Origin of the sequence: Caulobacter vibrioides (assembly GCF_002858865.1) — a bacterium.
GTDB lineage: Bacteria > Pseudomonadota > Alphaproteobacteria > Caulobacterales > Caulobacteraceae > Caulobacter > Caulobacter vibrioides.
In genome coordinates this window covers 1-21,314 of record NZ_PJRR01000022.1, presented here as the reverse complement: position 1 = coordinate 21,314, position 21,314 = coordinate 1, and the positions used below count along the sequence as shown (strand labels likewise).

The following is a 21,314-nucleotide window of genomic DNA, read 5'->3' as shown; positions in this document are numbered from 1 at the left end:
CGGCCGCGGTTTACGCAGCCGGCGAAGGAAGATTGTGGTCTAAAAAGTACTAGACGCGACGACGCTTGGGCGGACGGCAGCCGTTGTGCGGGATCGGCGTGACGTCGCGGATGGTCGTGATGGTCATGCCCGCGGCTTGCAGAGCGCGCAGGGCCGATTCACGGCCGGAACCCGGACCCGAAACGTTGACTTCCAGCGTCTTCACGCCGTGCTCGGCAGCCTTCTTGCCCGCGTCTTCGGCGGCCATCTGCGCGGCGTACGGGGTCGACTTGCGCGAGCCCTTGAAGCCCATCATGCCGGCCGAGGACCACGAGATCGTGTTGCCCTGGGCGTCGGTGATGGTGATCATGGTGTTGTTGAACGAGGCGTTCACGTGCGCCACGCCCGAGGTGATGTTCTTGCGTTCGCGACGTTTAACGCGAGCCGGTTCCTTGGCCATCGGTCAGGCTACCTTACTTCTTCTTGCCGGCGATCGGCTTGGCCGGACCCTTGCGGGTGCGGGCGTTCGTGTGGGTGCGCTGACCGCGGACCGGCAGGCCCTTACGGTGACGCAGGCCGCGATAGCAGGCCAGGTCCATCAGACGCTTGATGTTCATCGAGTTCTCGCGACGCAGGTCGCCCTCGACGGTGTAGTCACGGTCGATCGTCTCGCGGATCTGCAGGACTTCCGCGTCGGTCAACTGATTGACGCGACGGGCTTCCTCGATGCCCACCTTGGTGATGATCTCACGAGCCGACTTTTGGCCGATGCCGTGAATGTACTGAAGCGCGATCAGAACGCGCTTGTTCGTCGGGATGTTGACGCCTGCGATACGGGCCACGTCTAATGTTCTCCTAGTCACGCACTAAAGACGCGAACGGCGCGCCCGGCCGGATCAGAGACCCAAACCGGCGCGCACGGATCGCGCCCTTTCGCGGAAGCGCCCCGTTATAGGGATCGTTTCGCTTCCGTCAACAACTGAATCCGGGAGACATCCCCCGAATTCGGGCTTTCTTAATCGACGAGGCTCGCGCGACCAAAGTCACGCTCTCCTTGAAGATGGAGTCCGTCTATCGCTGCGGGATAATCATCCTGCAGCGACGGGCTCCAGTGCGCTGTCGATCGACGCGGCGACCGCTTCGACGGTCCCCATGCCATCCAGTTCCGTCAACTTGCCCTGCCCTTCATAGTAGGGCAGCAGCGGCGCGGTCTGAGCGTTGTACGCGGCCAGGCGAGTCACGAAGACTTCCGGATTGTCGTCGGGCCGTCCCTGCTCTTCGAACCGCTTCTTGATCCGCTCGATCAGGGCGGGCTCGTCTACCTTGAGTCGGAGAACGACGTCGATCTTCTGACCGCGCGCGGCGAGCATTTTATCCAGAGCCTCGGCCTGGGCGACCGTCCGCGGGAAACCGTCGAAGATCGCGCCGCCGGCGGCTTCGGCTTCGGGCAGGCGGTCTTCGATCAGGGCGATGACGATCTCGTCGGTCACCAGCTCGCCACGGTCCAGCACGCCCTTGACGCGCTGGCCGAGCTCCGAGCCTGAGGCGATGGCCGCGCGCAGCATGTCGCCGGTCGAGAGCTGGACCATGCCCCGCTCCGTGACCAGTCGCTTGGCCTGGGTCCCCTTCCCCGCCGCCGGCGGGCCGAACAGGATCAGATTCATAAAAGCCCCTTCGCGCGTCGCCGAGTCTGCGCCCGGCTGTCTCCCGGAGCAGACCTAGAGCCCCGGCAATAAAAACGGAAGCCGGTTTTGTGACAAACCGGCTTCCGACGCTTGTAATAAAAGTGAAGCCGGCCTTAGCGGCCGCGTCCGCCGCGCAGCTTCGACTTCTTGATCAGGCCCTCGTACTGGTGGGCCAGCAGGTGCGACTGGATCTGCGCCACGGTGTCCATGGTCACCGTCACGACGATCAGGATCGAGGTGCCGCCCAGCGCGAACTGGGTGGAGTTCATCGCCATCATCACAAACTCCGGCGCGATACAGACCGCCGTGATGTAGGCCGCGCCGATCACCGTGAGGCGGGTCAGGACATAGTCCAGATACTCCGCGGTGCGCTTGCCCGGACGGATGCCCGGCAGGAAGCCGCCGTACTTGCGCAGGTTCTCGGCCGTCTCGTCAGGATTGAACACCACCGAGGTGTAGAAGAACGAGAAGAAGATGATCAGCAGCGCATAGAGCACCAGGAACGCCGGCTGCCCGTGCTGCAGCGCGCCGACCATAGCCGGCAACCACGAGGCCCAGTTGGGCAGGTTCGTGGTCTGAACGAACTGCAGGGCGGTCGTCGGCAGCAGCAGCAGCGACGAGGCGAAGATCGGCGGGATGACGCCCGCGGTGTTGATCTTCAGCGGCATGAACGAGCTTTCGCCGCCGATCATGCGATTGCCCTGCTGGCGCTTGGGATAGTGGACCAGCAGACGACGCTGCGAGCGCTCGATGAAGACGATCGCCAGGATGGCGGCGATGCCCCCGAACACCACCAGGAACAACGGCATGTAGTTGTTGTTCGACTGCGCCTGGGTCAGCATCTGCATCAGCGAAATCGGCAGGGTCGCGACGATGCCCGCGAAGATGATCAGCGACACGCCGTTGCCGACGCCGCGGCTGGTGATCTGCTCGCCCAGCCACATCAGGAACATCGTACCGCCCGTCAGCGCCACGATCGTCGAAACGATGAAGAAGGTGTGGCCGACGCCATCAGCCACCACGCCGGGCTGAGCCGCGATACCGATCGCGATCGAAGCCGATTGCACCACGGCCAGAATGACAGCCAGGTAGCGCGTGTACTGGTTCAGGGTCTTGCGACCGGCCTCACCGCCTTCCTTCTTCAGCTTCTCCCACGGCGGATACACCGTGCCCATCAGCTGCACGATGATCGAGGCGCTGATGTAGGGCATGACGTTCAGCGAGAAGATCGCCATCCGCTCGACGGCCCCGCCCGAGAACATGTCGAACATGCCCAGGAGGCCCTTGCTGTTCTGGCTGAACAGCGACGCGAAGGCGGCCGGATCAACGCCCGGGATCGGAACGTAGGTGCCAAGGCGGTAGACGATCAGGGCGATGATCGTGAACCAGATACGCTTGTGAAGTTCGGTCGCCTTCTGGAACGACGCGAAATTCATATTGGCTGCGAGTTGTTCGGCGGCCGAGGCCATTCAGATCCCCACGACTCAGGAGCACGATCGTCGAAAGCCAATATCGCTTCGGCGTCGATCACGCTCTGAAATAAGGTTTCCCGGATCACGCTGATCCCAGGAGAGCGCCACAAATAGGTGAGGCCCGCCGCGATGTCACGGCGAGCCTCGAAATTCTGTCATCCCGGTCGAAAACGCGGTCCCGACAGCGCCAGGCGCTCAACGGGATGACATATGCCTTTAGGCTTCGGCTTGCGCCTTGGCCTTCTTGGTCACGGTGACCGAACCACCGGCGGCCTCGACGGCCTTGATGGCGGCTTCGGTCGCCGAGTAGACGGTCAGCTTCAGGGCGGTCTTGATTTCGCCCTTGGCCAGCAGCTTCACGCCGTCGAGTTCACGACGGATGACACCGGCGGCGATCAGAGCGGCGGCGTCCAGCTCGGCGCCCTTCTTGATCTTGCCGGCTTCGACGGCTTGTTCCAGGCGCCACAGGTTCACTTCAGCGAACTCCAGGCGGAAGGGGTTGTTGAAGCCGCGCTTCGGCATACGCATGTGCAGCGGCATTTGACCGCCTTCGAAGCCGTTGATGGCGACGCCCGAGCGCGCCTTCTGGCCCTTCACACCGCGACCGGCGGTCTTGCCCTTGCCCGAACCCGGGCCGCGGCCAACGCGCATGCGGCCCTTGGTCGAGCCTTCGCGGGGAGCCAGTTCGTTCAGCTTGGTCATATGTGCCTCTCCTTGGAGATCTGCGCCCAGCCAGGCGGCTGGACTCGGCTTTGAAAAACAGAGCGCGGTTAAAACCCCAAAACGCGAGAAAACTCAATGGGGCGAATGCGCGAATTCAAACGAAAACCACCCCGGATCGCTCCGGGGTGGCGTATTCGCATCGTGTAGAAGGACTACTCGACGATTTCCAGCAGGTGCTGGACCTTGCGGATCATGCCGCGGGTCGAGGGGTTGTCCTGCAGGGTCGAGACACGACCCACGCGGTTCAGACCCAGACCCACGAGCGTCGCGCGCTGGTCCTTTTCACGACGGATCGGGCTGCCGGTTTGGCGAACCGTAACGGTCTTAGCTTCAGCCATGACTTAGCCCTCGATGGCTTCCGGCGCCGAAGCGCCGTCGGCGCGGCGGCCGAGGATGTCGCCAACCTTCTTGCCGCGCTTGGCGGCGATCTGGCGGGGCGACGATTGCACCTTCAGGGCCTCGAACGTGGCGCGAACCATGTTGTACGGGTTCGAGGAACCCGTCGACTTGGCCACGACGTCCTGGACGCCCAGGGTTTCGAGAACCGCGCGCATCGGACCGCCGGCGATGACGCCGGTGCCGGGAGGCGCCGCGCGCATCATCACCTTGCCAGCGCCCCAACGGCCAGCGCCGTCGTGGTGCAGGGTGCGGGATTCGCGCAGCGGAACGCGGATCATCGTCTTCTTGGCTTCTTCGGTCGCCTTGCGGATGGCTTCCGGCACTTCACGCGCCTTGCCATGACCGAAGCCGACGCGGCCCTTTTGGTCGCCAACGACCATCAGAGCAGCGAAGCTGAAGCGACGACCACCCTTCACGGTGGCGGCGACGCGGTTGATGTGGACGAGCTTTTCGACGATGTCGCTGTCGACCCGCTCTTCGGGGGCGTTGCGGTCGCGACGGTCACGGCGTTGACCGCCCTCACCGCGCTGTTGTTCACCACGAGCCATTTTCGTTCCCTTAGAAGTTCAGGCCGGCTTCGCGCGCGGCGTCGGCCAGGGCTTTCACCCGGCCGTGGAAGATGTAGCTGCCACGGTCGAAAACGACGTCCTTGACGCCCTTTTCAATGGCGCGCTCGGCGACGAGCTTGCCCACAGCGGCGGCGGCATCCTTGTCCGCGCCCTTGCCTTCGGCTTCCAGAGTGGAGGCCGACGCCAGGGTCACGCCGCGTTCATCATCGATGACCTGGGCGTAGATGTTCTTCGACGAACGGAAGACCGACAGACGCGGACGACCGTTGGCGAGGCTCTTGAGGCGGGTGCGAACGCGCTGAGCGCGCTTGGCCGCCGATTCACGAGGAGAGAGCGCCATGGCTTACTTCTTCTTGCCTTCCTTGCGGCGAACCTTCTCGCCAGCATAACGCACGCCCTTGCCCTTGTAGGGTTCCGGCGGACGAATGCGGCGGATCTTCGCGGCAATCTCACCAACCGCCTGCTTGTCGATGCCGGCGATCTTGATTTCGGTTTGCTTCGGCACCGCGAAGGTGACGCCGGCCGGAGCCGCAACGTCCACATCGTGGCTGAAACCGAGTTGGAGGCTCAGGGCGGTGCCCTTCATGGCCGCGCGGTAACCGACGCCGACCAGTTCGAGGCTTTCCTCGAAGCCGACGGTGACACCGTGCACCATGTTGGCCACCAGCGTGCGGGACAGACCCCACATGCCCTTGGCGCGCTTCGTGTCGACGCGCGGAGCCAGCAGGAGCTCAGCGCCCTCTTGCTTGACTTCGACTTCGTCGGCGATCGTCCACGACAGTTGACCCTTCGGGCCCTTTACCGTGACCGTCTGACCCGCGAGCGTGACTTGCACGCCCGAGGGGATTGCGACGGCTTTCTTACCGATACGTGACATGCTCTTTCCCTCCCGCGCCTAGTAGACGCGGCAGAGGACTTCGCCGCCGACATTAGCGTCGCGTGCAGCGGTGTCCGACATGACGCCCTTCGGCGTCGACAGGATCGAGATGCCCAGGCCGTTCTTGATCGGCTTCAGGTCCTTGATCGAGGAGTAGACGCGACGGCCAGGCTTGGACACGCGGCTGATCTCAGCGATCACGGGCTCACCGTCGAAGTACTTGAGCTCGATCTCGAATTCGGGGAACGCGCCGGGCTTCTCGACCAGCGAGTAGCCGCGGATGTAGCCTTCGTCGGCCAGCACGTCCAGGACGCGGGCGCGCAGCTTGGAAGCCGGCGTCGAGACCTTGGACCGCTTGCGTTGGGCGGCGTTCTTGATGCGAGCGATCATATCGCTCAGGGGATCGTTCATCGACATCTGATCGTCCTCACCAGCTCGACTTGACGAGGCCGGGGATCTGGCCTTGCGAACCCAGTTCGCGGAGGGCCACACGGCTCATCTTGAGCTTACGGTAATAGGCGCGCGGACGGCCGGTGACTTCGCAGCGATTGCGGATGCGGATCGCGGCGCTGTTACGCGGCAGCTTGGCGAGCTTGAGGCGAGCCTCGAAGCGTTCCTCGAGCGGCAGGGTCTCGTCGTTGGCGATCGCCTTCAGCGCGGCGCGCTTCTCGGCGAACTTCTTGACGAGGGCCTTGACGGCTTCGTTGCGGTTGACGGCGCTTTTCTTGGCCATGGTTTCTTTCCCTTCCCGCTCTTAGTTCACGAACGGGAACTGGAATTCCTTCAGGAGAGCCTTGGCTTCCTGGTCGGACTTCGCAGTGGTGCAGACGATGATGTCCATGCCCCAGATCTGTTCGATCTGGTCATAGTTGATTTCCGGGAACACCAGGTGCTCCTTCAGGCCCATGGCGTAGTTGCCACGGCCGTCGAAGCTCTTGCCGTTCAGACCACGGAAGTCCTTCACGCGCGGCAGCGCGATCGTGACCAGGCGGTCGAGGAATTCGTACATACGGTCCTTGCGCAGGGTGACCTTGGCGCCGACCACCATGCCTTCGCGCAGCTTGAAGCCGGCGATCGACTTGCGGGCCTTGGTGGCGACGGGCTTTTGGCCGGCGATCGCCTGCAGGTCCTTCAGGGCGGTCTGAGCCTTCTTGGAGTCAGCCACAGCTTCGCCGATACCCATGTTCAGGACGATCTTGTCCAGCTTGGGGATCTGCATCTCGTTGGTGTAGCCGAACTGCTCCTTCATCGCGGCGCGGATGCGCTCGCGATAAACGGTCTTCAGCCGGGGCTCGTAAGCTTGATCAGCCATTGATCACCTCGCCGGTCGTCTTGGCGACGCGCACCTTCTTGTCGCCTTCGATCTTGAAGCCAACGCGGGTGGGCTTGCCGTTGGAGTCCACGACGGCGACGTTCGAGACGTGCAGCGCGGCTTCCTTGTTCTTGATGCCGCCTTGCGGATCGGCTTGGGTCGGCTTGGTGTGACGCGAAACCATGTTCACGCCTTCCACGACGACCCGGTTGTCCTTCGGCAGGACTTGCAGGACCGAGCCTTGCTTGCCCTTGTCCTTGCCGGCCAGAACGACGACGCGGTCGCCCTTCTTGATCTTAGCGGCCATTACAGCACCTCCGGAGCGAGGGAGATGATCTTCATGTGGTTCTTGGCGCGCAGTTCACGGGGAACCGGGCCGAAGATCCGCGTGCCGACCGGCTCGCTCTGCTTGTTCACGATCACCGCGGCGTTCTTATCGAAGCGGATGACCGAGCCATCCTTGCGCTTCAGATTTTGATTCACCCGAACGACGACGGCGCGAAGCACGTCACCCTTCTTCACGCGACCGCGCGGAATGGCTTCCTTGACGGAGACGACGATGACGTCGCCCACGCTGGCGTAGCGACGGCCTGCGCCGCCCAACACCTTGATGCACATGACCCGGCGAGCGCCAGAGTTATCGGCAACTTCCAGGTTAGTTTGCATCTGGATCATGGTCTAAACCTTCCAGATTAAGCCGAAGCCTTGGGAAGCACTTCCCAGGTCTTCAGCTTGGACTTCGGAGCGCACTCGATGATGCGGATAGCTTCACCGGCCTTGTACGCGTTGGCTTCGTCGTGCGCGTGGTACTTTTTGGACTGACGCACGATCTTCTTCAGAACGGGGTGGACGATGGTCCGTTCGACCTTCACCACCACGGTCTTGTCGCCCTTATCGGAGACGACGACCCCTTCGAGGATACGCTTGGGCATATCGTTCTCCTTAGGCCGCGGCCTTGGCGCGCAGCACGGTCTTGATCCGCGCGATATCCTTGCGGATCTCGTTGACGCGGTGGGTCTTTTCGACCTGGCCCGTGGCGGCCTGGAAGCGCAGGTTGAACTGCTCCTTCTTCAGGCTGATCAGGGTGTCGGCCAGCTGGTCGGGGGTCATGCCCCGGATTTCAGCGATCTTCATGAGCCTCAGGCCTCCTGAGCCACGCCCGCATCGATGCGGGTGACAACACGGGTGCGGATCGGCAGCTTGGCGGCGCCAAGGCGGAGCGCTTCACGCGCGATATCGTCCGGCACGCCGTCGATTTCGAACATGATGCGGCCCGGAGCCACGCGAGCGGCCCAGTAATCCACGGCGCCCTTACCCTTACCCATCCGGACTTCCGCCGGCTTGCCGGTGACCGGCACGTCCGGGAAGATACGGATCCAGACGCGGCCTTGACGCTTCATCTGGCGGGTGATGGCGCGACGGGCGGCTTCGATCTGACGGGCCGTGATGCGCTCCGGCTCGACGGCCTTCAGGCCGTACGAACCGAAGTTCAGCAGGGTGCCGCCCTTCGAAGTGCCGTGGATGCGGCCCTTGAACTGCTTGCGGAATTTGGTCTTCTTCGGAGACAGCATGGCGATCTAATCCTTAGGCGCGATCGCGACGGTCACGACGGTCGCCCCGGTCGGGACGATCACCACGCTCACGTCCGCCACCTTCGCCGGCGGGGCCGGACTCGGTAGCCAGACGCTTGTCGAGCGCCATCGGATCATGCTCGAGCACCTCGCCCTTGAAGATCCAGGTCTTCACGCCGATGATGCCGTAGGTGGTCTTGGCTTCGGCGAAACCGAAGTCGATGTCGGCGCGCAGGGTGTGCAGCGGCACGCGGCCTTCGCGGTACCACTCCATGCGAGCGATTTCAGCGCCGCCCAGACGACCCGAAACGTTGATCCGGATGCCCTTGGCGCCGAGGCGCACGGCCGACTGGATCGAGCGCTTCATGGCGCGACGGAACGCGATACGGCGCTCCAGCTGCTGAGCGATGGACTCGGCGACCAGCTGAGCGTCGGTTTCCGGCTTGCGGATCTCGACGATGTTCAGGTGGACTTCGCCCTCGGTCATCACCGACAGGTCCTTGCGGAGCTTGTCGATGTCAGCGCCCTTCTTGCCGATGATGACGCCCGGACGGGCGGCATAGATCGTCACGCGGCACTTCTTGTGCGGACGCTCGATGATGATGCGCGAGACACCAGCTTGGTACAGGCGCTTCTTCAGAGCGGCGCGGACCGCGAGGTCTTGGTGCAGCAGCTTGCCGTACTGGTTGCCGTCGGCGAACCAACGGCTGTCCCAGGTGCGGTTGATGCCGAGCCGCAGCCCGACCGGATTGACTTTCTGACCCATTAGGCGGCCTCACCCAGTTCGCGGACCACGATCGTGATCTCGGAGAACGGCTTCTCAACGCGCGTCGCGCGACCGCGAGCGCGGGGCGAGAAACGCTTCATGATCAGGTTCTTGCCCACATAGGCCTCGGCCACGACCAGGGAGTCGATGTCGAGGTTGTGGTTGTTCTCGGCGTTCGAGATCGCCGAGTACAGCGCCTTGCGGACGTCCTGAGCGATGCGCTTGTGGCTGAACTCGAGCTCGTTGAGAGCGCGCTGGACGTTCAGGCCACGGATGGACTGAGCGACCAGGTTCAGCTTGCGCGGGCTGGTGCGCAGGGTGCGCACCTTGCACATCGCTTCGGCGGCCGGCAGGCGGCGTTCTTGCTTCTGCTTGGCCATGATTACTTCCTCTTGGCCTTCTTGTCGGCGGCGTGACCCGGGAAGTTCCGGGTCGGCGCGAATTCGCCGAACTTCATGCCGACCATGTCTTCCGACACGAGCACGGGAACGTGCTTGTGGCCGTTGTGCACGCCGAAGGTCAGGCCGACAAATTGCGGCATGATCGTCGAGCGACGCGACCAGGTCTTGATGACGTCCTTGCGGCCCGACGACAGAGCGGCATCGGCCTTCTTCAGGAGGTACCCGTCGACAAACGGGCCTTTCCAGACGGAGCGGGTCATGGCTTAGCGGCCCTTCTTCGCTTTGTGGCGCGAGCGGATGATGAACTTATCCGTGGCCTTGTTGACGCGGGTCTTGGCGCCCTTGGTCGGCTTACCAGCCGGGGTCACCGGGTGGCGACCGCCCGAGGTCCGGCCTTCACCACCACCGTGGGGGTGGTCGACCGGGTTCATGGCGACACCGCGGACGTGCGGGCGACGGCCCATGTGACGAGAACGACCGGCCTTGCCGAGGTTCTGGTTCATGTGGTCGGGGTTCGAAACGGCGCCGACGGTGGCCATGCACGTATCGAGCACCATGCGCAGCTCGCCCGAGTTCAGGCGGATCTGGGCATAGCCGGCGTCACGACCGACCAGCTGGGCGTAGGCGCCAGCCGAACGGGCGATCTGACCACCCTTGGCGGGCTTCAGCTCGATGTTGTGGATGATCGTACCGATCGGCAGCGTGCGCAGCGGCGAGGCGTTGCCCGGCTTCACGTCGACCTTTTCAGCCGTGACGACTTCGTCGCCGGCCTTCAGGCGTTGCGGGGCCAGGATGTAGGCCAGCTCACCGTCGGCCTGATACTTGATCAGGGCGATGAAGGCGGTGCGGTTGGGGTCGTACTCGAGACGAACGACCGTAGCCACGCCTTGCTTGCGGCGCTTGAAGTCGACCAGACGGTACAGGCGCTTGGCGCCGCCGCCGCGGAAACGGACCGCGATACGGCCATTGCCGCCGCGACCGCCCGACTTGGTCAGGCCTTCAACGAGCTTCTTCTCGGGGCGACCCTTGTGAAGTTCGCTGCGGTCGATCAGCACCAGGCCGCGCTGGCCGGGGCTGGTCGGGTTAAATTGCTTCAAGGCCATGTCTTAGAGCCCCGTCGTGATGTCGATCGACTGGCCTTCGGCCAGGGTCACGATCGCTTTTTTGACGTCGTTGCGACGACCCACGATACCGCGGAAGCGCTTGGTCTTGCCCTTGGTCACGATGGTGTTGACCTTGGTCACCTTGACCTTGAACAGCTCTTCGACGGCGGCGGCGATTTCGTCCTTGGTCGCGTCGTTGGCCACCTTGAAGACAACCTTGTTCTGCTCGCTGAGCAGGGTCGTCTTTTCGGTGATCACCGGCGACAGGATCGTGTCGTAGTGGCGAGCGGTGGCGGCCATTAGGCGGCTTCCTTCTCAGCGAAACGGGCCGAGATCGCTTCGACCGCGTCCTTGGTCAGGACGAGGGTCTGGCGACGCAGCACGTCGTAGACGTTCAGGCCGGCGTTCGGCAGGACATCCACGTTCGGGATGTTGCGGGCGGCGAGCTTGAAGTTCGCGTCCACTTCCGGACCGGCGATGACCAGGGCGTTCTTCAGACCGATCTTGTCGAAGGTGGCGCGCAGGGCGGCCGTCTTCGCTTCGGTCAGAGCAACGCTGTCCACCACGACCAGCGAACCGGCCTTGGCCTTCGAGGACAGGGCATGGCGCAGAGCCAGGGCCCGGATCTTCTTCGGCAGGTCGAAAGCGTGGCTGCGGACGACAGGGCCGTGAGCCTTGGCGCCGCCGACGAACTGAGCCGCACGGCGCGAACCGTGACGGGCGCCGCCGGTGCCCTTCTGCTTGTACATCTTCTTGCTCGTACGAGAGACCTCGTTACGAACTTGAATCTTGTGGTTACCCGAGCGGCGCTTGGCCAGCTGCCAGGTCACGACGCGCTGCAGGATGTCGCCGCGGATCTCGTCGATGCCGAAGATGGCGTCGTCGAGATCAACGGAACCGGCCTTGCCGCCGTCCAGTTTGATGACGTCGAGTTTCATTAGCCTTCGCCCTCTTCGGTCGCAGCCGCGGGGGCCTCTTCAGCGGGGGTCTCAGCAGCGGCCGGAGCAGCTTCGCCAGCCTTGCGGAAGGCGCCCGGACGCGGAGCGTCAGCCGGCAGAGCCTTCTTCACGGCGTCACGAACCTTCACGTAGCTGCCTTCGTGGCCGGGGACAGCGCCCTTGACCAGGATAAGGCCGCGCTCAACGTCCACCTTCCAAACGGTGACGTTCAGCGTGGTGACGGTTTCTTGACCCAGGTGACCGGCCATCTTCTTGCCCGGGAACGTACGACCCGGGTCCTGGCGGTTACCGGTCGAACCGTGCGAGCGGTGCGAGACCGAAACACCGTGGGTGGCGCGAAGACCACCGAAGTTCCAGCGCTTCATGGCGCCGGCGAAACCCTTACCGACGGTCACGCCTTGGATGTCGACCTTCTGGCCGGCGACGAAGTGGTCGGCCGTCAGTTCGGCGCCAACTTCGATCAGGGCGTTTTCCTCGACGCGGAATTCGGCGACGACGCGCTTCGGCTCAACGGCCGCCTTCGCGAAGTGGCCACGCATGGCGTTGGAGGTGTTCTTGGCCTTCTTGGCGCCGGCGCCGAGCTGGAGGGCGGTGTAGCCGTCCTTCTCAACGGTGCGAACGCCCGTGACCTGGCAACCGTCGAGCGACAGGACGGTGACCGGCACGTGCTGACCAGCTTCGTCGAAGAAGCGGGTCATGCCGAGCTTCTTGGCGATGACGCCGGTGCGTTGGGTGGGGAGAGTCATGGATCGGCCCTCCTTACAGCTTGATTTCGACGTCAACGCCGGCCGACAGGTCGAGCTTCATCAGCGCGTCCACGGTCTGCGGAGTCGGGTCAACGATGTCGAGAACGCGCTTGTGCGTACGGATCTCGAACTGCTCGCGCGACTTCTTGTCGACGTGCGGCGAACGGTTGACAGTGAATTTCTCGATAAGCGTGGGCAGGGGGATGGGGCCCCGCACCGTCGCACCCGTACGCTTGGCCGTATTGACGATCTCGCGCGTGGAATGATCCAACACGCGGTGATCGAAGGCCTTGAGCCGGATGCGGATGTTCTGACGATCCATATCGCTCGGTTTCCTAGTGGGCTGCGCCCGCGTCTCGAACCATTTCAAAGACCAACTCGGAACCCAGGTGGGCTCCGTACGCAGCGTCCGCAAAACAAATGTCCCCAACAGTCGCCTGTCGGGGGTGATGACCAGATATTGCACCCCTCTCGAAAGAGGTTGGCGGCGCTATGTCCGGGCGTCTCGCGAACCGCGTTTGAGCCCTAGAGCTCACAGCCGGTCCAACAGAGGCGCGCTTGTACGTTCCGGAATCGGTTTCGTCAAGCGCTCTGTCCGGTTCGTCGCAAATTGAAGTTCGCGAGTCGTCGGGCGGGTTCTGGATAGGCGCCTTCCCTTCCGCAGGCAAGCCACGGAACGCAAGAACGCCCCGACGAGGTCATCGCCGGGGCGTCCGCTGCAGCATGCTTTATATATAGCGCCGCCTTTAAGGTCCGGCCTGGCGCTACTGGCCGATGATCACATCACCCGAACCGCCGACGTGCTTCCTCACGGGGCCGGTCGCCCGGGCGATCTTGACGTCGCCCGATCCCATGACGGCGACATCGACGTCATCGGCTTCGCCATTGAAGCTGACATCCCCCGAGCCCATGACGCTGATGTCGACCGAACGGCTACGACCGCCCGCGACCGTGATGTTGCCGGAGCCCGCGATATTGGCTTCGAGTTTGCCGCTGACGCTGGCCACCCAGATGTCGCCCGAACCGGCGATATTGGTCTCAAGGTCGCCGGCGACCGCCTGGGTGGAGACATCGCCAGAACCGGCAATGCTGACCTCGGCCTGCGAAGACGTGCCGGCCTTGGCTCCGCCCGAGCCCGCCTGAGCGATTTCCAGCTTGCCCTTGGTGTTGGCGATCGTCCAATCGCCGCACCCGGCATTGCCCAGTTCGACGCTGTCGGAGCGGCCGATGTCGCCGAACACCGCCCCGCCGGCCTGGACCTTCACGTTCATAGGCATGCGGACCGCGACCTCGGGAATGTTGTCGTAGGAAACGTCCCCCACGCCGCGCACCTTCACCCAGATCTTGCCATTGCGGCTATTGCAGCCTTTGATCCGGTTCATCTTCAGGTCGCCGTCAACGATCACCTGGTCGCCGTCCTGGCGGACCGTGAGCGGCAAAGCGGCGTTGGTGGTCAGGAACTCGACCTTCACGTCCGTACGGTTCTCCGGGATGATCACAACGCGGGCGACAGCGTCCTTGATCTTCACGGAGGGCGCGGCGGCGGCCGCGCCAGCGGCGGTCGAGGCGATGGCCAGAACAGCCAGGGTGGTCAGAGCCCGCATCAGTGTCTCCCCAAGGACGCGTGTTGAAATTCGATGAGGAGAGGCTAGCCAGGGGCCGACAAGGTTTCGACTTAATTCGAGGTCATGACCGCGAAGTCATGTTGGGGTCAGGCTAGTCCACCAGCATCGCCAGGCCCACCAGGCCGAACCCGAGGCCCAGCGCCGCGCCCAGCCGGGGATAGCGGCGGGCGAGCGTCGCGATAAAGCCCCCACCGCCTCGAAGCTGCCCCACCAGGCCAGGCTCGCACGCCACGATGCGATCGAACCGCCTAGCCAGGCGGGCCGCGCCCATCACGCGCATGGGCCGCCCCCGGGCGCCGCGTCGTCGTTCGACGAGGCCTTCGAACACCGTCTCGACGGGGTCTGCGAAGTCACGTTTGTAACTGTCAGCGTCGACCCCGAAATCGACGCGCTTCACGCCAAGCCCGGCCAAGGCCTCCAGCGTATCCAGCGTCATCAGCGCCCCGGGCGAGTAGCGGGCGAACTCCGGATCGTAGATCGGCAGCCACAGGTGATAGCGGCCCCCGGAAAGCAGGCCCAACTCGGCCGCCACCACCCTGCCCCCGGCCCGTAGCGTCGCCGTCCGCAGACCAAAATCCTCGGCGCTGGCGTCCACCAGCCGTTCGAGCAGCGTGACGGTCCAGCCGCAGGCGAACACGTCGTACTGATGGGTGCGCGCGATCTGCGCCCTCTTGCGGTCGACGATCATCGCGATGTCGTCACGCGTGGCGGGCTGGAGCGAGAAGCTCAGCGGCCCATGGTCTCGCTCAAGCGTACGTCGACGCCGGCGCTTGTCCTTCAGGAAGCGGCTGTCGCGGCCGGCCAAATAGGCGTCAAAGCCGTCAGAAAGAACCGCCGCCATCGCCCGGCGGGACGCAAGGCCCGGCAGGTCTTCATCGCTCGCGCCGACCAGAGCGCCGAACCGCACGCGACGCGCCCCGGGCAGGTCCGGCAGCAGCCGAGACACCGACAGGCCCCGCGCACCGATCAGCCCGTGGAAATCGCTCATCGGCGCCGCCAACGGCTGCAGCAGAGCGCCGCGCTTCTGGAAAGGCAGGAAGCCCCGGATCTCGCCGTCTTCGCGGACAACCGCGATCTTGGCGCCCGGCGCGACCTCGGCCGCGACATCGATGAACCGGAGATCGAAATACGGGCTGGCCAGGGTCGGATCAGCCGCGCGCAGGTCGCGCCAAGCCGAGCGCTCCGCCGGACCCAGTCCAGCGACATCGACAACCTCAACCTTGATACGGTCGGCCTGCAACGGGTCCCTCCCCCCAGAGCGCGCATTAGGCCTTAAGCATCCTAACAACCGCTTTAGTTGAGACCCGCCTCGTGCTTGCGCAGCCGCACCGGAGCGGACTTGTAGGCTGGCGTCCCTGAACGCAGATCGTGGTCGTCCAGCGCGATGACCACATTGGTCTCGGGATAATAGGCGGCCAGGCAGCCCGGCGGGATGTCGCGCGCCACAAGCGTAAAGCCGCGCGCAATCCGGGCGCCGCCGTCATCAAACGCCGCGAGGAGGTCAACCTTGGCCCCGGCCTCCAGGCCCAGCCGCGCCATGTCGTCGGGATTGGCGAACACCACGTCGCGTCGTCCGAACACGCCCCGGTAACGATCATCCTGGCCATAGACCGTGGTGTTGTACTGGTCGTGACTGCGCAGGGTCGTCAGCAGCAGGACGTCAGGATCGCCCCGACGCGGATCGCCGCCCTTCGGGTCAAAGACCAGGAAGTTGGCCTTGCCGCTGGCGGTGCGCCAGACCCGGTCCGAGGGGCCGACCGGCAGCCGGAAGCCGCCGGGGACACGGACCCTCTCGTTGTAGTCCGCGAAGGCCGAAGGGAAGACGCGCGCGATCAGCGCCCGGACGGCGTCATAGTCGTTGGCCAGACCGCCCCAGTCGATCAGGGGGTCGCGGCCGAAGACCGTCTCGGCCAGCCCCGCCACGATCGCCGGCTCGGACAGCAGATGCTCCGACGCCGGCGGGTTGAGACCGCGCGAGGCGTGGACCATCGACATCGAGTCCTCGACCGTCACAGACTGGCGCACGCCGCCGCGCATATCCATCTCGGTCCGCCCCAGGCAAGGCAGCAGCAGCGCCGCCTTGCCGACCAGCAGGTGCGTGCGATTGGGCTTGGTGGCGATATGCACCGCCATATCGAGCCGGCGCATGGCCGCGAAGGTGCGGGTCGGATCAGGCGCGGCGACGGCGAAATTGCCGCCCAGGCCCACGAACACCCTGGCCCTGCCCTGCTCCATCGCCGCGATCGCCTCGACCACCGTATGGCCATGCGCCCGCGGCGGCTCGAAGCCGAAGACGTCGCGGAGTGAGTCCAGCAGCGCGGCCGGGGGCTTTTCCCAGACCCCGACGGTCCGTGCGCCCTGCACGTTCGAATGGCCCCGCAGCGGACAGATCCCCGCGCCTGGCCGACCGATATTGCCCTTCAGCAGCAGCAGATTGACCAGCTGCTGCACGGTCCCGGAGCTGTCGCGATGCTGGGTCAGGCCCATGCCGTAGCAGAGGATGGCGGCCTTGGACTTGGCGTAGACGACGGCGGCCTCCTCGATCCGGGCGCGCGACAGGCCGCTGCCGGCCTCGATCACCGACCAGTCCAGGGCCTCGAGCTGCGCCATGAGCGCCTCGAAGCCAGCAGTGTGCTCGGCGATGAAAGCGTGGTCGAGGACGCCGCCGCCCTGGGCTTCCATCGCCAGCAGCGCCTTCATCATGCCCTGAACCAGCATGGCGTCGCCGCCGATCGTCACCTGATAATAGGCCGAGGCGATGGGCGTGGATCCCAAAGTCGCCATCTCGACGGCGTCTTGCGGCGAGGCGAAGCGCTCCAGCGACCGCTCCTTGAGGGGATTGAAGGCCAGAATAATCGCGCCGCGCCGGCTGGCCTCGCGCAGGGTGGCCATCATGCGCGGATGGTTGGTGCCGGGGTTGTGGCCGAAACACAGGATCAGGTCGGCGTGGTCGAAATCCTCCAGCGTCACCGAGCCCTTGCCCAGGCCGATCGAGTCCGGCAGGCCCACGCTGGTGGGCTCGTGGCACATGTTCGAGCAGTCGGGGAAATTGTTGGTTCCGAACCGTCGGCCCAGCAGCTGATACAGGAACGCCGCCTCGTTCGACGCGCGGCCCGAGGCGTAGAACTCGGCCTGGTTGGGATCTTCCAGCGCCTTCAGCGCCGCGCCGGTCCGGGTGAAGGCCTCATCCCAGCTGATCGCCTTGTAGCGATCGTCGGCCGGGTCGTAGGCCATCGGCTCGGTCAGGCGGCCCAGATCCTCGATCTGGTGATCGCTCCAGGTCAGGAGCTCACTGACCGTGTGGCGGGCGAAGACCTCGGGCGTGGCGCGCTTGGTCGTCGCCTCCCAGGCCACGGCCTTGGCGCCGTTCTCGCAGAACTCGAACGACGAGGTGTGCTTGGGATCGGGCCAGGCGCAGCCGGGGCAGTCGAAGCCCTCCGGCTGGTTGGCGCGCAGCAGGGTCTTGCCGCCCTCGATCACCGTCTCCTGGTCGGCCAGCGCGCCGGCCACGGCCTTCAGCGCGCCCCAGCCGCCGGCGGGGGCGTCATAGTCGCGGACGCCGGGGATCTTGGGATCCGACATCAGACGGTCTCCATTTCGGCGACCACGAGCCGCTCCTCGCCGGCGAACACCGCGTGGCCATCCGCGCGCGCCAGCGCCACCAGGGTCAGGTTGGCCGCTTGCGCCCGGTCGATGGCCAAGGCGGTCGGCGCCGAGACCGCCACCAGGATCGGACAGCCCATCCGCACGGTCTTTTCGACCATCTCGAACGAGCAGCGGCTGGTCACCACGACGAAACCGGCGGTCGGGTCATGCCCATCGCCCAGCAGTCCGCCGGCCAGCTTGTCCAGCGCGTTGTGACGACCGACGTCCTCGCGCAGCAACACCAGATCGCCGTCCAGCGAGAAGAACGCCGCGGCGTGGGTGGCGCGGGTCAGGCGGCCCAGGGCCTGCTCATCCTCCAGCCTCGCCAGGGCGTGCGGGATGACGGCGTGCGCCAGGGTCACGTCCGAGGCCGCCAGCACCGGCAGCGGGCGCACGGCGTCGGCCAAACGCTCCACCCCGCACAGACCGCAGCTGGACCGCCCTTCCAGATTGCGCGGCCGAGCCTTGCGGGGGCCGGCGCCAGGGTGGAAGCGGACATCGACCAGGACACCCTGCTCTTCGCTTCGAATGTCGATCGCGGCGATATCCTGGGCGGCGGCCACGGCTTCAGTGACGACAAAGCCGCGCGCCAGGTCTTCCAGACCCTCCGGCGAGGCCATCAGCACTGTGTGCGGGCGACCATCGAACGACAGGCCGACGGCGATCTCCCGCGGCGTGATCCGCTCGATCGGCCGCACGGCCTGATCGGCGCGCCACTGCAGGGCGGGACGGGGATCGGCGACGGAACGCGACATGGCGGGGAGCCTACTCCGACGGCGCCGAGCGGTACAGCCGATCACATCGTGGCACGCTTGCTCCAACCGCCATCAATAGGCGGATGACCCGAGCATGAACTTGGCGCGCGCGTGGAGACAATCCGCCAGAAGGCTAGGGCTTCGTAGACGATGAGGTTGCGGCGCCGCCGGATCAGGCGCCACAGTTAGGGCCGATATCTGGATTGGTGGCTGGTCAGTTTATGCGTGAAAAAACTTGACCACCGATAACGATCAGCAGCCAGAAGACCACCCAGATCACTCGATAGTCTAGATTAACTTCGCCAAGCTGGAAGCCGGACGTCGCCTTTGGCTTGTCCTTGGTGTCGGTGATCACGACGGAGGCGTTGATCGCGCCTTCGCGCAGGTTAAAGAGAGCCTCAGCGTCCTCGGGCCGAACTTCAGTTCGGGAGATCGTCAACCCTCGCGCCAGCCGGAACAGGGTCCCGGTCTGGTCCGCAGGCTCCAACCGTGACGATGCGCGAACACCCGGCGCTTCGAACACATCGTCCCAAGGCGTGACCCTTATGGCATGAGGAAGCTTGATCAGGGTCTCTACCGAGAGGGACCGAGGCGTCCCAAGGTCAATAGGCGTACGCCTTTTCGCGGATCTCTGGGTTGTCAGATGCGGTGCGAAGATGTCGTCGAGCGGCTGGAAGCGCCCCCGATTCTCGTCGATCCGTTCCCAGGGGCGCGCAAGCGCGTAGCGCTCGCCAATCCGAATGACGTTGGCCTCCACATCGTCATCGACCGTCATCGGCGCGAGCTCGGTTACGGCGCCGAAGAACCGTTCGTAGTACTCACGGTAGCTTCGTGCGATAGCGTCGGGGCCTTCCGACGCCAACCGACGCCGAATGTCGTCCGCTCGCCAGCCACGATAGTGTGTATCAATCGTCAGTCGGCCCGCGCCATCAGGGGCGGGCTCGAGTTCAAAGCGTTCCTTCGCATCGCAAATCGGTGTGGGCGTGTCTTCCCCCATAGCCTCAAGCGCGGCTCCCTCGACAAGCGGAAGGGCCCAACCGTAGCGGGCCTGCGAAACGCTCTCCAGCGCGCCGCCTTGTGGGTAACGGGTCGCGTCGAGCCAATAGGTTCGGCCGGCTACGCGAGTCCGGACAATGCAATGATTGAAGGCGTTCGGCGCCGGCGGATCATCCTTGATATCCTGTCCAAGCCAGGTGTGGACAAGCGCAGGATCAGCCTCCAAGCCGAGGCGGCGAAGCAAGGCCGCCAAAAGCCGACTCGAGTCCTTGCAGTCGCCCGCCCGGACGGCCCAAATGTGCTCGATGGAGCGCGGCGCGAAACCCCCGTCTCCCAAGCTGACCGAATGATAGCGGAGCCCATGTTGGACCAGCCGGAGCGCGGCAACCGCGCGCGCTGATTGATCTGCGGCCTGGGACTCTATCTCTACCGCCCGCGCCTCAAGATCGTCTGGCAACGCTCCGGATGTCTCATAGGACGGCGCGAACAGCGCGACGATGTCAGCCCATGTCGCGTGATCGGCCAGCCGGAGCGCCATGCGGTCTCGGATCCAGCCGGGCACGTTCTGTTCGGAGCGGACGCCGGGCTGGTTGATGACGTTCCAGAGCCATTCGCGGCCGCCCGCCTCCAGAAGGCTCACTTTGGGCGCGGGCGCCTCGTTCCACGTTCGTGTGTCGAAAGTCCGCTCTTCATCCGCAAGTAGGCGCACACGAGTCTGCGCGACCCAACACGACCACTGAAGCCCGAACTCGGCCCCAAACAGACCGCGAAAGCTGGGATGGGCACCGTGAAGCGTGTAGCTGTAATCTACGATATCGCCGACGCGAACGTCGGGAACGACGAGGTGCGCGGTGTAACGGCCGTCATACATCGCACGCTCGAGATCCCGCTCGCGCCGCAGAACGCTCACTAGCGGCCTGATCTCGATTTCGCGCGTCTCCCCCGCGCGCAGGATGCGCACGTGATGCAGAATGAGACGCTCGTAAGAAGGTTCGAAGTCGACGCTGATCTGCCCGATAGGCTGCAAGCCATCCGCAGTGACAACCTCGGCGACGACCCTGGAAAACCAAGCCTGGCCGCCGCAGCGCAGATCAATCTGAGTGTCGGAGAGCCAAAATCGGCGCCCTCCATCAATGCTGTCACTCGGTGGTTCTAGATTGGGCTCGAACCGCGCAGCAATCACCCAATCCCCCGGAGCGCCCACCTCGAAGCGTGCGCCCGAACCCTCTTCACCAAACACTCGCCCGCCCCAAGCTGATAGACGCCGGCGCAAGCGCCGAGGTTGCAATACCACCACGTCAATCCGGAAGTTACAATCAGGGGGAGTTGCAAAAGCAAAAGGCCCCGGAGATTGCTCTCCGGGGCCTTCGCATTTCTAGCCGAAGCTAAGAGCGTTCGATTACTCGACGATCTTGGCCCACCAGAAGCGCTAGCGCTTCTGGCGAACTAAGCAGGGTCGCGATGATCGTTATTCAACGATCTTCGCAACCACGCCGGCGCCGACGGTGCGGCCGCCTTCACGGATAGCGAAGCGCAGCTTCTCTTCCATGGCGATCGGGGTGATCAGCTCGACGTCCAGCTCGGCGTTGTCGCCCGGCATGATCATTTCGACGCCTTCGCGCAGCTTGATGATGCCCGTCACGTCCGTCGTGCGGAAGTAGAACTGCGGACGGTAGTTGGTGAAGAACGGGGTGTGACGGCCGCCTTCTTCCTTGGTCAGGATGTAGGCTT

At 64.6% G+C, this 21,314-nt stretch carries 31 protein-coding genes and 1 pseudogene; all 32 read right to left on the bottom strand.

Translation table 11 applies throughout. The annotated features are described in order from the left end of the window. Positions 1–49: 49 nt before the first annotated feature. Complete coding sequence (gene rpsK, locus CVUC_RS18190) at positions 50–439, bottom strand: 30S ribosomal protein S11 (protein WP_010919150.1); 390 nt, start codon at positions 437–439, stop codon at positions 50–52. 13 nt (positions 440–452) lie between these two features. Further along, positions 453–821, bottom strand: coding sequence for a 30S ribosomal protein S13 (rpsM, locus tag CVUC_RS18185; RefSeq protein ID WP_096032935.1), 369 nt, complete (start codon positions 819–821; stop codon positions 453–455). A 246-nt stretch (positions 822–1,067) separates the two neighbouring features. Then, positions 1,068–1,643 (bottom strand): adenylate kinase, encoded by a 576-nt coding sequence (locus CVUC_RS18180; protein ID WP_010919148.1) that lies wholly within the window; start codon positions 1,641–1,643, stop codon positions 1,068–1,070. Between the two features lie 134 nt (positions 1,644–1,777). Further along, positions 1,778–3,133 (bottom strand): preprotein translocase subunit SecY, encoded by a 1,356-nt coding sequence (secY, locus tag CVUC_RS18175; protein WP_096032934.1) that lies wholly within the window; start codon positions 3,131–3,133, stop codon positions 1,778–1,780. A 219-nt stretch (positions 3,134–3,352) separates the two neighbouring features. Continuing rightward, positions 3,353–3,838 carry a 50S ribosomal protein L15 gene (rplO, locus tag CVUC_RS18170; protein ID WP_010919146.1) on the bottom strand — a complete coding sequence of 162 codons (486 nt, stop codon included), beginning with the start codon at positions 3,836–3,838 and terminating at the stop codon, positions 3,353–3,355. A 173-nt stretch (positions 3,839–4,011) separates the two neighbouring features. Next, positions 4,012–4,197: a 50S ribosomal protein L30 gene (gene rpmD / locus CVUC_RS18165; protein WP_010919145.1), complete on the bottom strand. Its 186-nt coding sequence runs from the start codon at positions 4,195–4,197 to the stop codon at positions 4,012–4,014. Positions 4,198–4,200: 3 nt separating this feature from the next. Next, entirely contained in the window at positions 4,201–4,806 is a 606-nt protein-coding gene (gene rpsE, locus CVUC_RS18160; protein ID WP_010919144.1) for a 30S ribosomal protein S5, read from the bottom strand. 10 nt (positions 4,807–4,816) lie between these two features. Further along, entirely contained in the window at positions 4,817–5,167 is a 351-nt protein-coding gene (gene rplR / locus CVUC_RS18155; protein WP_010919143.1) for a 50S ribosomal protein L18, read from the bottom strand. Positions 5,168–5,170: 3 nt separating this feature from the next. Next, entirely contained in the window at positions 5,171–5,704 is a 534-nt protein-coding gene (gene rplF / locus CVUC_RS18150; protein WP_010919142.1) for a 50S ribosomal protein L6, read from the bottom strand. A gap of 18 nt (positions 5,705–5,722) precedes the next feature. Next, positions 5,723–6,121 (bottom strand): 30S ribosomal protein S8, encoded by a 399-nt coding sequence (rpsH, locus tag CVUC_RS18145; RefSeq protein ID WP_010919141.1) that lies wholly within the window; start codon positions 6,119–6,121, stop codon positions 5,723–5,725. A gap of 10 nt (positions 6,122–6,131) precedes the next feature. Then, positions 6,132–6,437: a 30S ribosomal protein S14 gene (gene rpsN / locus CVUC_RS18140; RefSeq protein ID WP_010919140.1), complete on the bottom strand. Its 306-nt coding sequence runs from the start codon at positions 6,435–6,437 to the stop codon at positions 6,132–6,134. Positions 6,438–6,458: 21 nt separating this feature from the next. Next, positions 6,459–7,016 carry a 50S ribosomal protein L5 gene (gene rplE, locus CVUC_RS18135; protein WP_010919139.1) on the bottom strand — a complete coding sequence of 186 codons (558 nt, stop codon included), beginning with the start codon at positions 7,014–7,016 and terminating at the stop codon, positions 6,459–6,461. Next, positions 7,009–7,323: a 50S ribosomal protein L24 gene (rplX, locus tag CVUC_RS18130; RefSeq protein ID WP_010919138.1), complete on the bottom strand. Its 315-nt coding sequence runs from the start codon at positions 7,321–7,323 to the stop codon at positions 7,009–7,011. The genes rplE and rplX overlap by 8 nt, the downstream gene beginning before the upstream one ends. After that, on the bottom strand, positions 7,323–7,691 hold the full coding sequence (gene rplN / locus CVUC_RS18125) for a 50S ribosomal protein L14 (RefSeq protein ID WP_010919137.1): 369 nt from the start codon (positions 7,689–7,691) through the stop codon (positions 7,323–7,325). The genes rplX and rplN overlap by 1 nt, the downstream gene beginning before the upstream one ends. Positions 7,692–7,708: 17 nt before the next feature. Continuing rightward, positions 7,709–7,948, bottom strand: a complete 240-nt coding sequence (gene rpsQ, locus CVUC_RS18120) for a 30S ribosomal protein S17 (protein ID WP_010919136.1) — start codon at positions 7,946–7,948, stop codon at positions 7,709–7,711. 10 nt (positions 7,949–7,958) lie between these two features. Continuing rightward, positions 7,959–8,150 carry a 50S ribosomal protein L29 gene (gene rpmC, locus CVUC_RS18115; RefSeq protein WP_010919135.1) on the bottom strand — a complete coding sequence of 64 codons (192 nt, stop codon included), beginning with the start codon at positions 8,148–8,150 and terminating at the stop codon, positions 7,959–7,961. 5 nt (positions 8,151–8,155) lie between these two features. Further along, entirely contained in the window at positions 8,156–8,587 is a 432-nt protein-coding gene (gene rplP / locus CVUC_RS18110; RefSeq protein ID WP_010919134.1) for a 50S ribosomal protein L16, read from the bottom strand. 13 nt (positions 8,588–8,600) lie between these two features. After that, positions 8,601–9,353: a 30S ribosomal protein S3 gene (rpsC, locus tag CVUC_RS18105; protein ID WP_096032933.1), complete on the bottom strand. Its 753-nt coding sequence runs from the start codon at positions 9,351–9,353 to the stop codon at positions 8,601–8,603. After that, positions 9,353–9,733 carry a 50S ribosomal protein L22 gene (gene rplV / locus CVUC_RS18100; RefSeq protein WP_010919132.1) on the bottom strand — a complete coding sequence of 127 codons (381 nt, stop codon included), beginning with the start codon at positions 9,731–9,733 and terminating at the stop codon, positions 9,353–9,355. The genes rpsC and rplV overlap by 1 nt, the downstream gene beginning before the upstream one ends. A 2-nt stretch (positions 9,734–9,735) precedes the next feature. Next, positions 9,736–10,014, bottom strand: a complete 279-nt coding sequence (gene rpsS, locus CVUC_RS18095) for a 30S ribosomal protein S19 (protein ID WP_010919131.1) — start codon at positions 10,012–10,014, stop codon at positions 9,736–9,738. Positions 10,015–10,017: 3 nt separating this feature from the next. Then, positions 10,018–10,857 carry a 50S ribosomal protein L2 gene (gene rplB, locus CVUC_RS18090; protein ID WP_010919130.1) on the bottom strand — a complete coding sequence of 280 codons (840 nt, stop codon included), beginning with the start codon at positions 10,855–10,857 and terminating at the stop codon, positions 10,018–10,020. A gap of 3 nt (positions 10,858–10,860) precedes the next feature. Next, entirely contained in the window at positions 10,861–11,157 is a 297-nt protein-coding gene (locus CVUC_RS18085; RefSeq protein ID WP_010919129.1) for a 50S ribosomal protein L23, read from the bottom strand. Beyond that, on the bottom strand, positions 11,157–11,795 hold the full coding sequence (gene rplD, locus CVUC_RS18080) for a 50S ribosomal protein L4 (RefSeq protein WP_010919128.1): 639 nt from the start codon (positions 11,793–11,795) through the stop codon (positions 11,157–11,159). The genes CVUC_RS18085 and rplD overlap by 1 nt, the downstream gene beginning before the upstream one ends. Continuing rightward, complete coding sequence (gene rplC / locus CVUC_RS18075; RefSeq protein WP_096032932.1) at positions 11,795–12,562, bottom strand: 50S ribosomal protein L3; 768 nt, start codon at positions 12,560–12,562, stop codon at positions 11,795–11,797. The genes rplD and rplC overlap by 1 nt, the downstream gene beginning before the upstream one ends. 13 nt (positions 12,563–12,575) lie before the next feature. After that, on the bottom strand, positions 12,576–12,884 hold the full coding sequence (gene rpsJ / locus CVUC_RS18070) for a 30S ribosomal protein S10 (RefSeq protein ID WP_004616952.1): 309 nt from the start codon (positions 12,882–12,884) through the stop codon (positions 12,576–12,578). 13 nt (positions 12,885–12,897) lie between these two features. Continuing rightward, the gene (locus tag CVUC_RS18065) at positions 12,898–13,098 is read right to left on the bottom strand and encodes a hypothetical protein (RefSeq protein ID WP_012640189.1); all 201 of its coding nucleotides are present in this window, start codon (positions 13,096–13,098) and stop codon (positions 12,898–12,900) included. A gap of 228 nt (positions 13,099–13,326) precedes the next feature. Further along, a complete protein-coding gene (locus CVUC_RS18060) occupies positions 13,327–14,166 on the bottom strand; it encodes a GIN domain-containing protein (RefSeq protein WP_096032931.1) in 840 nt (279 codons plus the stop codon). Between the two features lie 112 nt (positions 14,167–14,278). Then, entirely contained in the window at positions 14,279–15,427 is a 1,149-nt protein-coding gene (locus CVUC_RS18055) for a GNAT family N-acetyltransferase (protein WP_096032930.1), read from the bottom strand. A 53-nt stretch (positions 15,428–15,480) separates the two neighbouring features. Then, entirely contained in the window at positions 15,481–17,769 is a 2,289-nt protein-coding gene (locus CVUC_RS18050) for an FdhF/YdeP family oxidoreductase (RefSeq protein WP_096032929.1), read from the bottom strand. Continuing rightward, a complete protein-coding gene (gene fdhD, locus CVUC_RS18045; RefSeq protein ID WP_096032928.1) occupies positions 17,769–18,587 on the bottom strand; it encodes a formate dehydrogenase accessory sulfurtransferase FdhD in 819 nt (272 codons plus the stop codon). The genes CVUC_RS18050 and fdhD overlap by 1 nt, the downstream gene beginning before the upstream one ends. Before the next feature lie 214 nt (positions 18,588–18,801). Further along, the gene (locus CVUC_RS18040) at positions 18,802–20,823 is read right to left on the bottom strand and encodes a DUF3857 domain-containing protein (protein WP_164512724.1); all 2,022 of its coding nucleotides are present in this window, start codon (positions 20,821–20,823) and stop codon (positions 18,802–18,804) included. A gap of 228 nt (positions 20,824–21,051) precedes the next feature. Beyond that, positions 21,052–21,314: pseudogene (gene tuf / locus CVUC_RS18035) on the bottom strand (elongation factor Tu); the annotation flags it as partial.

Excerpts from the sequence above, each read along its gene's own strand:
- rpsK (WP_010919150.1), bottom strand. The coding sequence starts at position 439 with ATGGCCAAGGAACCGGCTCGCGTTAAACGTCGCGAACGCAAGAACATC.
- CVUC_RS18180 (WP_010919148.1), bottom strand. The coding sequence starts at position 1,643 with ATGAATCTGATCCTGTTCGGCCCGCCGGCGGCGGGGAAGGGGACCCAG.
- secY (WP_096032934.1), bottom strand. The coding sequence starts at position 3,133 with ATGGCCTCGGCCGCCGAACAACTCGCAGCCAATATGAATTTCGCGTCG.
- rplO (WP_010919146.1), bottom strand. The coding sequence starts at position 3,838 with ATGACCAAGCTGAACGAACTGGCTCCCCGCGAAGGCTCGACCAAGGGC.
- rpmD (WP_010919145.1), bottom strand. The coding sequence starts at position 4,197 with ATGGCTGAAGCTAAGACCGTTACGGTTCGCCAAACCGGCAGCCCGATC.
- rpsE (WP_010919144.1), bottom strand. The coding sequence starts at position 4,806 with ATGGCTCGTGGTGAACAACAGCGCGGTGAGGGCGGTCAACGCCGTGAC.
- rplR (WP_010919143.1), bottom strand. The coding sequence starts at position 5,167 with ATGGCGCTCTCTCCTCGTGAATCGGCGGCCAAGCGCGCTCAGCGCGTT.
- rplF (WP_010919142.1), bottom strand. The coding sequence starts at position 5,704 with ATGTCACGTATCGGTAAGAAAGCCGTCGCAATCCCCTCGGGCGTGCAA.
- rpsH (WP_010919141.1), bottom strand. The coding sequence starts at position 6,121 with ATGTCGATGAACGATCCCCTGAGCGATATGATCGCTCGCATCAAGAAC.
- rpsN (WP_010919140.1), bottom strand. The coding sequence starts at position 6,437 with ATGGCCAAGAAAAGCGCCGTCAACCGCAACGAAGCCGTCAAGGCCCTC.
- rplE (WP_010919139.1), bottom strand. The coding sequence starts at position 7,016 with ATGGCTGATCAAGCTTACGAGCCCCGGCTGAAGACCGTTTATCGCGAG.
- rplX (WP_010919138.1), bottom strand. The coding sequence starts at position 7,323 with ATGGCCGCTAAGATCAAGAAGGGCGACCGCGTCGTCGTTCTGGCCGGC.
- rplN (WP_010919137.1), bottom strand. The coding sequence starts at position 7,691 with ATGATCCAGATGCAAACTAACCTGGAAGTTGCCGATAACTCTGGCGCT.
- rpsQ (WP_010919136.1), bottom strand. The coding sequence starts at position 7,948 with ATGCCCAAGCGTATCCTCGAAGGGGTCGTCGTCTCCGATAAGGGCGAC.
- rpmC (WP_010919135.1), bottom strand. The coding sequence starts at position 8,150 with ATGAAGATCGCTGAAATCCGGGGCATGACCCCCGACCAGCTGGCCGAC.
- rplP (WP_010919134.1), bottom strand. The coding sequence starts at position 8,587 with ATGCTGTCTCCGAAGAAGACCAAATTCCGCAAGCAGTTCAAGGGCCGC.
- rpsC (WP_096032933.1), bottom strand. The coding sequence starts at position 9,353 with ATGGGTCAGAAAGTCAATCCGGTCGGGCTGCGGCTCGGCATCAACCGC.
- rplV (WP_010919132.1), bottom strand. The coding sequence starts at position 9,733 with ATGGCCAAGCAGAAGCAAGAACGCCGCCTGCCGGCCGCCGAAGCGATG.
- rpsS (WP_010919131.1), bottom strand. The coding sequence starts at position 10,014 with ATGACCCGCTCCGTCTGGAAAGGCCCGTTTGTCGACGGGTACCTCCTG.
- rplB (WP_010919130.1), bottom strand. The coding sequence starts at position 10,857 with ATGGCCTTGAAGCAATTTAACCCGACCAGCCCCGGCCAGCGCGGCCTG.
- CVUC_RS18085 (WP_010919129.1), bottom strand. The coding sequence starts at position 11,157 with ATGGCCGCCACCGCTCGCCACTACGACACGATCCTGTCGCCGGTGATC.
- rplD (WP_010919128.1), bottom strand. The coding sequence starts at position 11,795 with ATGAAACTCGACGTCATCAAACTGGACGGCGGCAAGGCCGGTTCCGTT.
- rplC (WP_096032932.1), bottom strand. The coding sequence starts at position 12,562 with ATGACTCTCCCCACCCAACGCACCGGCGTCATCGCCAAGAAGCTCGGC.
- rpsJ (WP_004616952.1), bottom strand. The coding sequence starts at position 12,884 with ATGGATCGTCAGAACATCCGCATCCGGCTCAAGGCCTTCGATCACCGC.
- CVUC_RS18060 (WP_096032931.1), bottom strand. The coding sequence starts at position 14,166 with ATGCGGGCTCTGACCACCCTGGCTGTTCTGGCCATCGCCTCGACCGCC.
- CVUC_RS18050 (WP_096032929.1), bottom strand. The coding sequence starts at position 17,769 with ATGTCGGATCCCAAGATCCCCGGCGTCCGCGACTATGACGCCCCCGCC.
- fdhD (WP_096032928.1), bottom strand. The coding sequence starts at position 18,587 with ATGTCGCGTTCCGTCGCCGATCCCCGTCCCGCCCTGCAGTGGCGCGCC.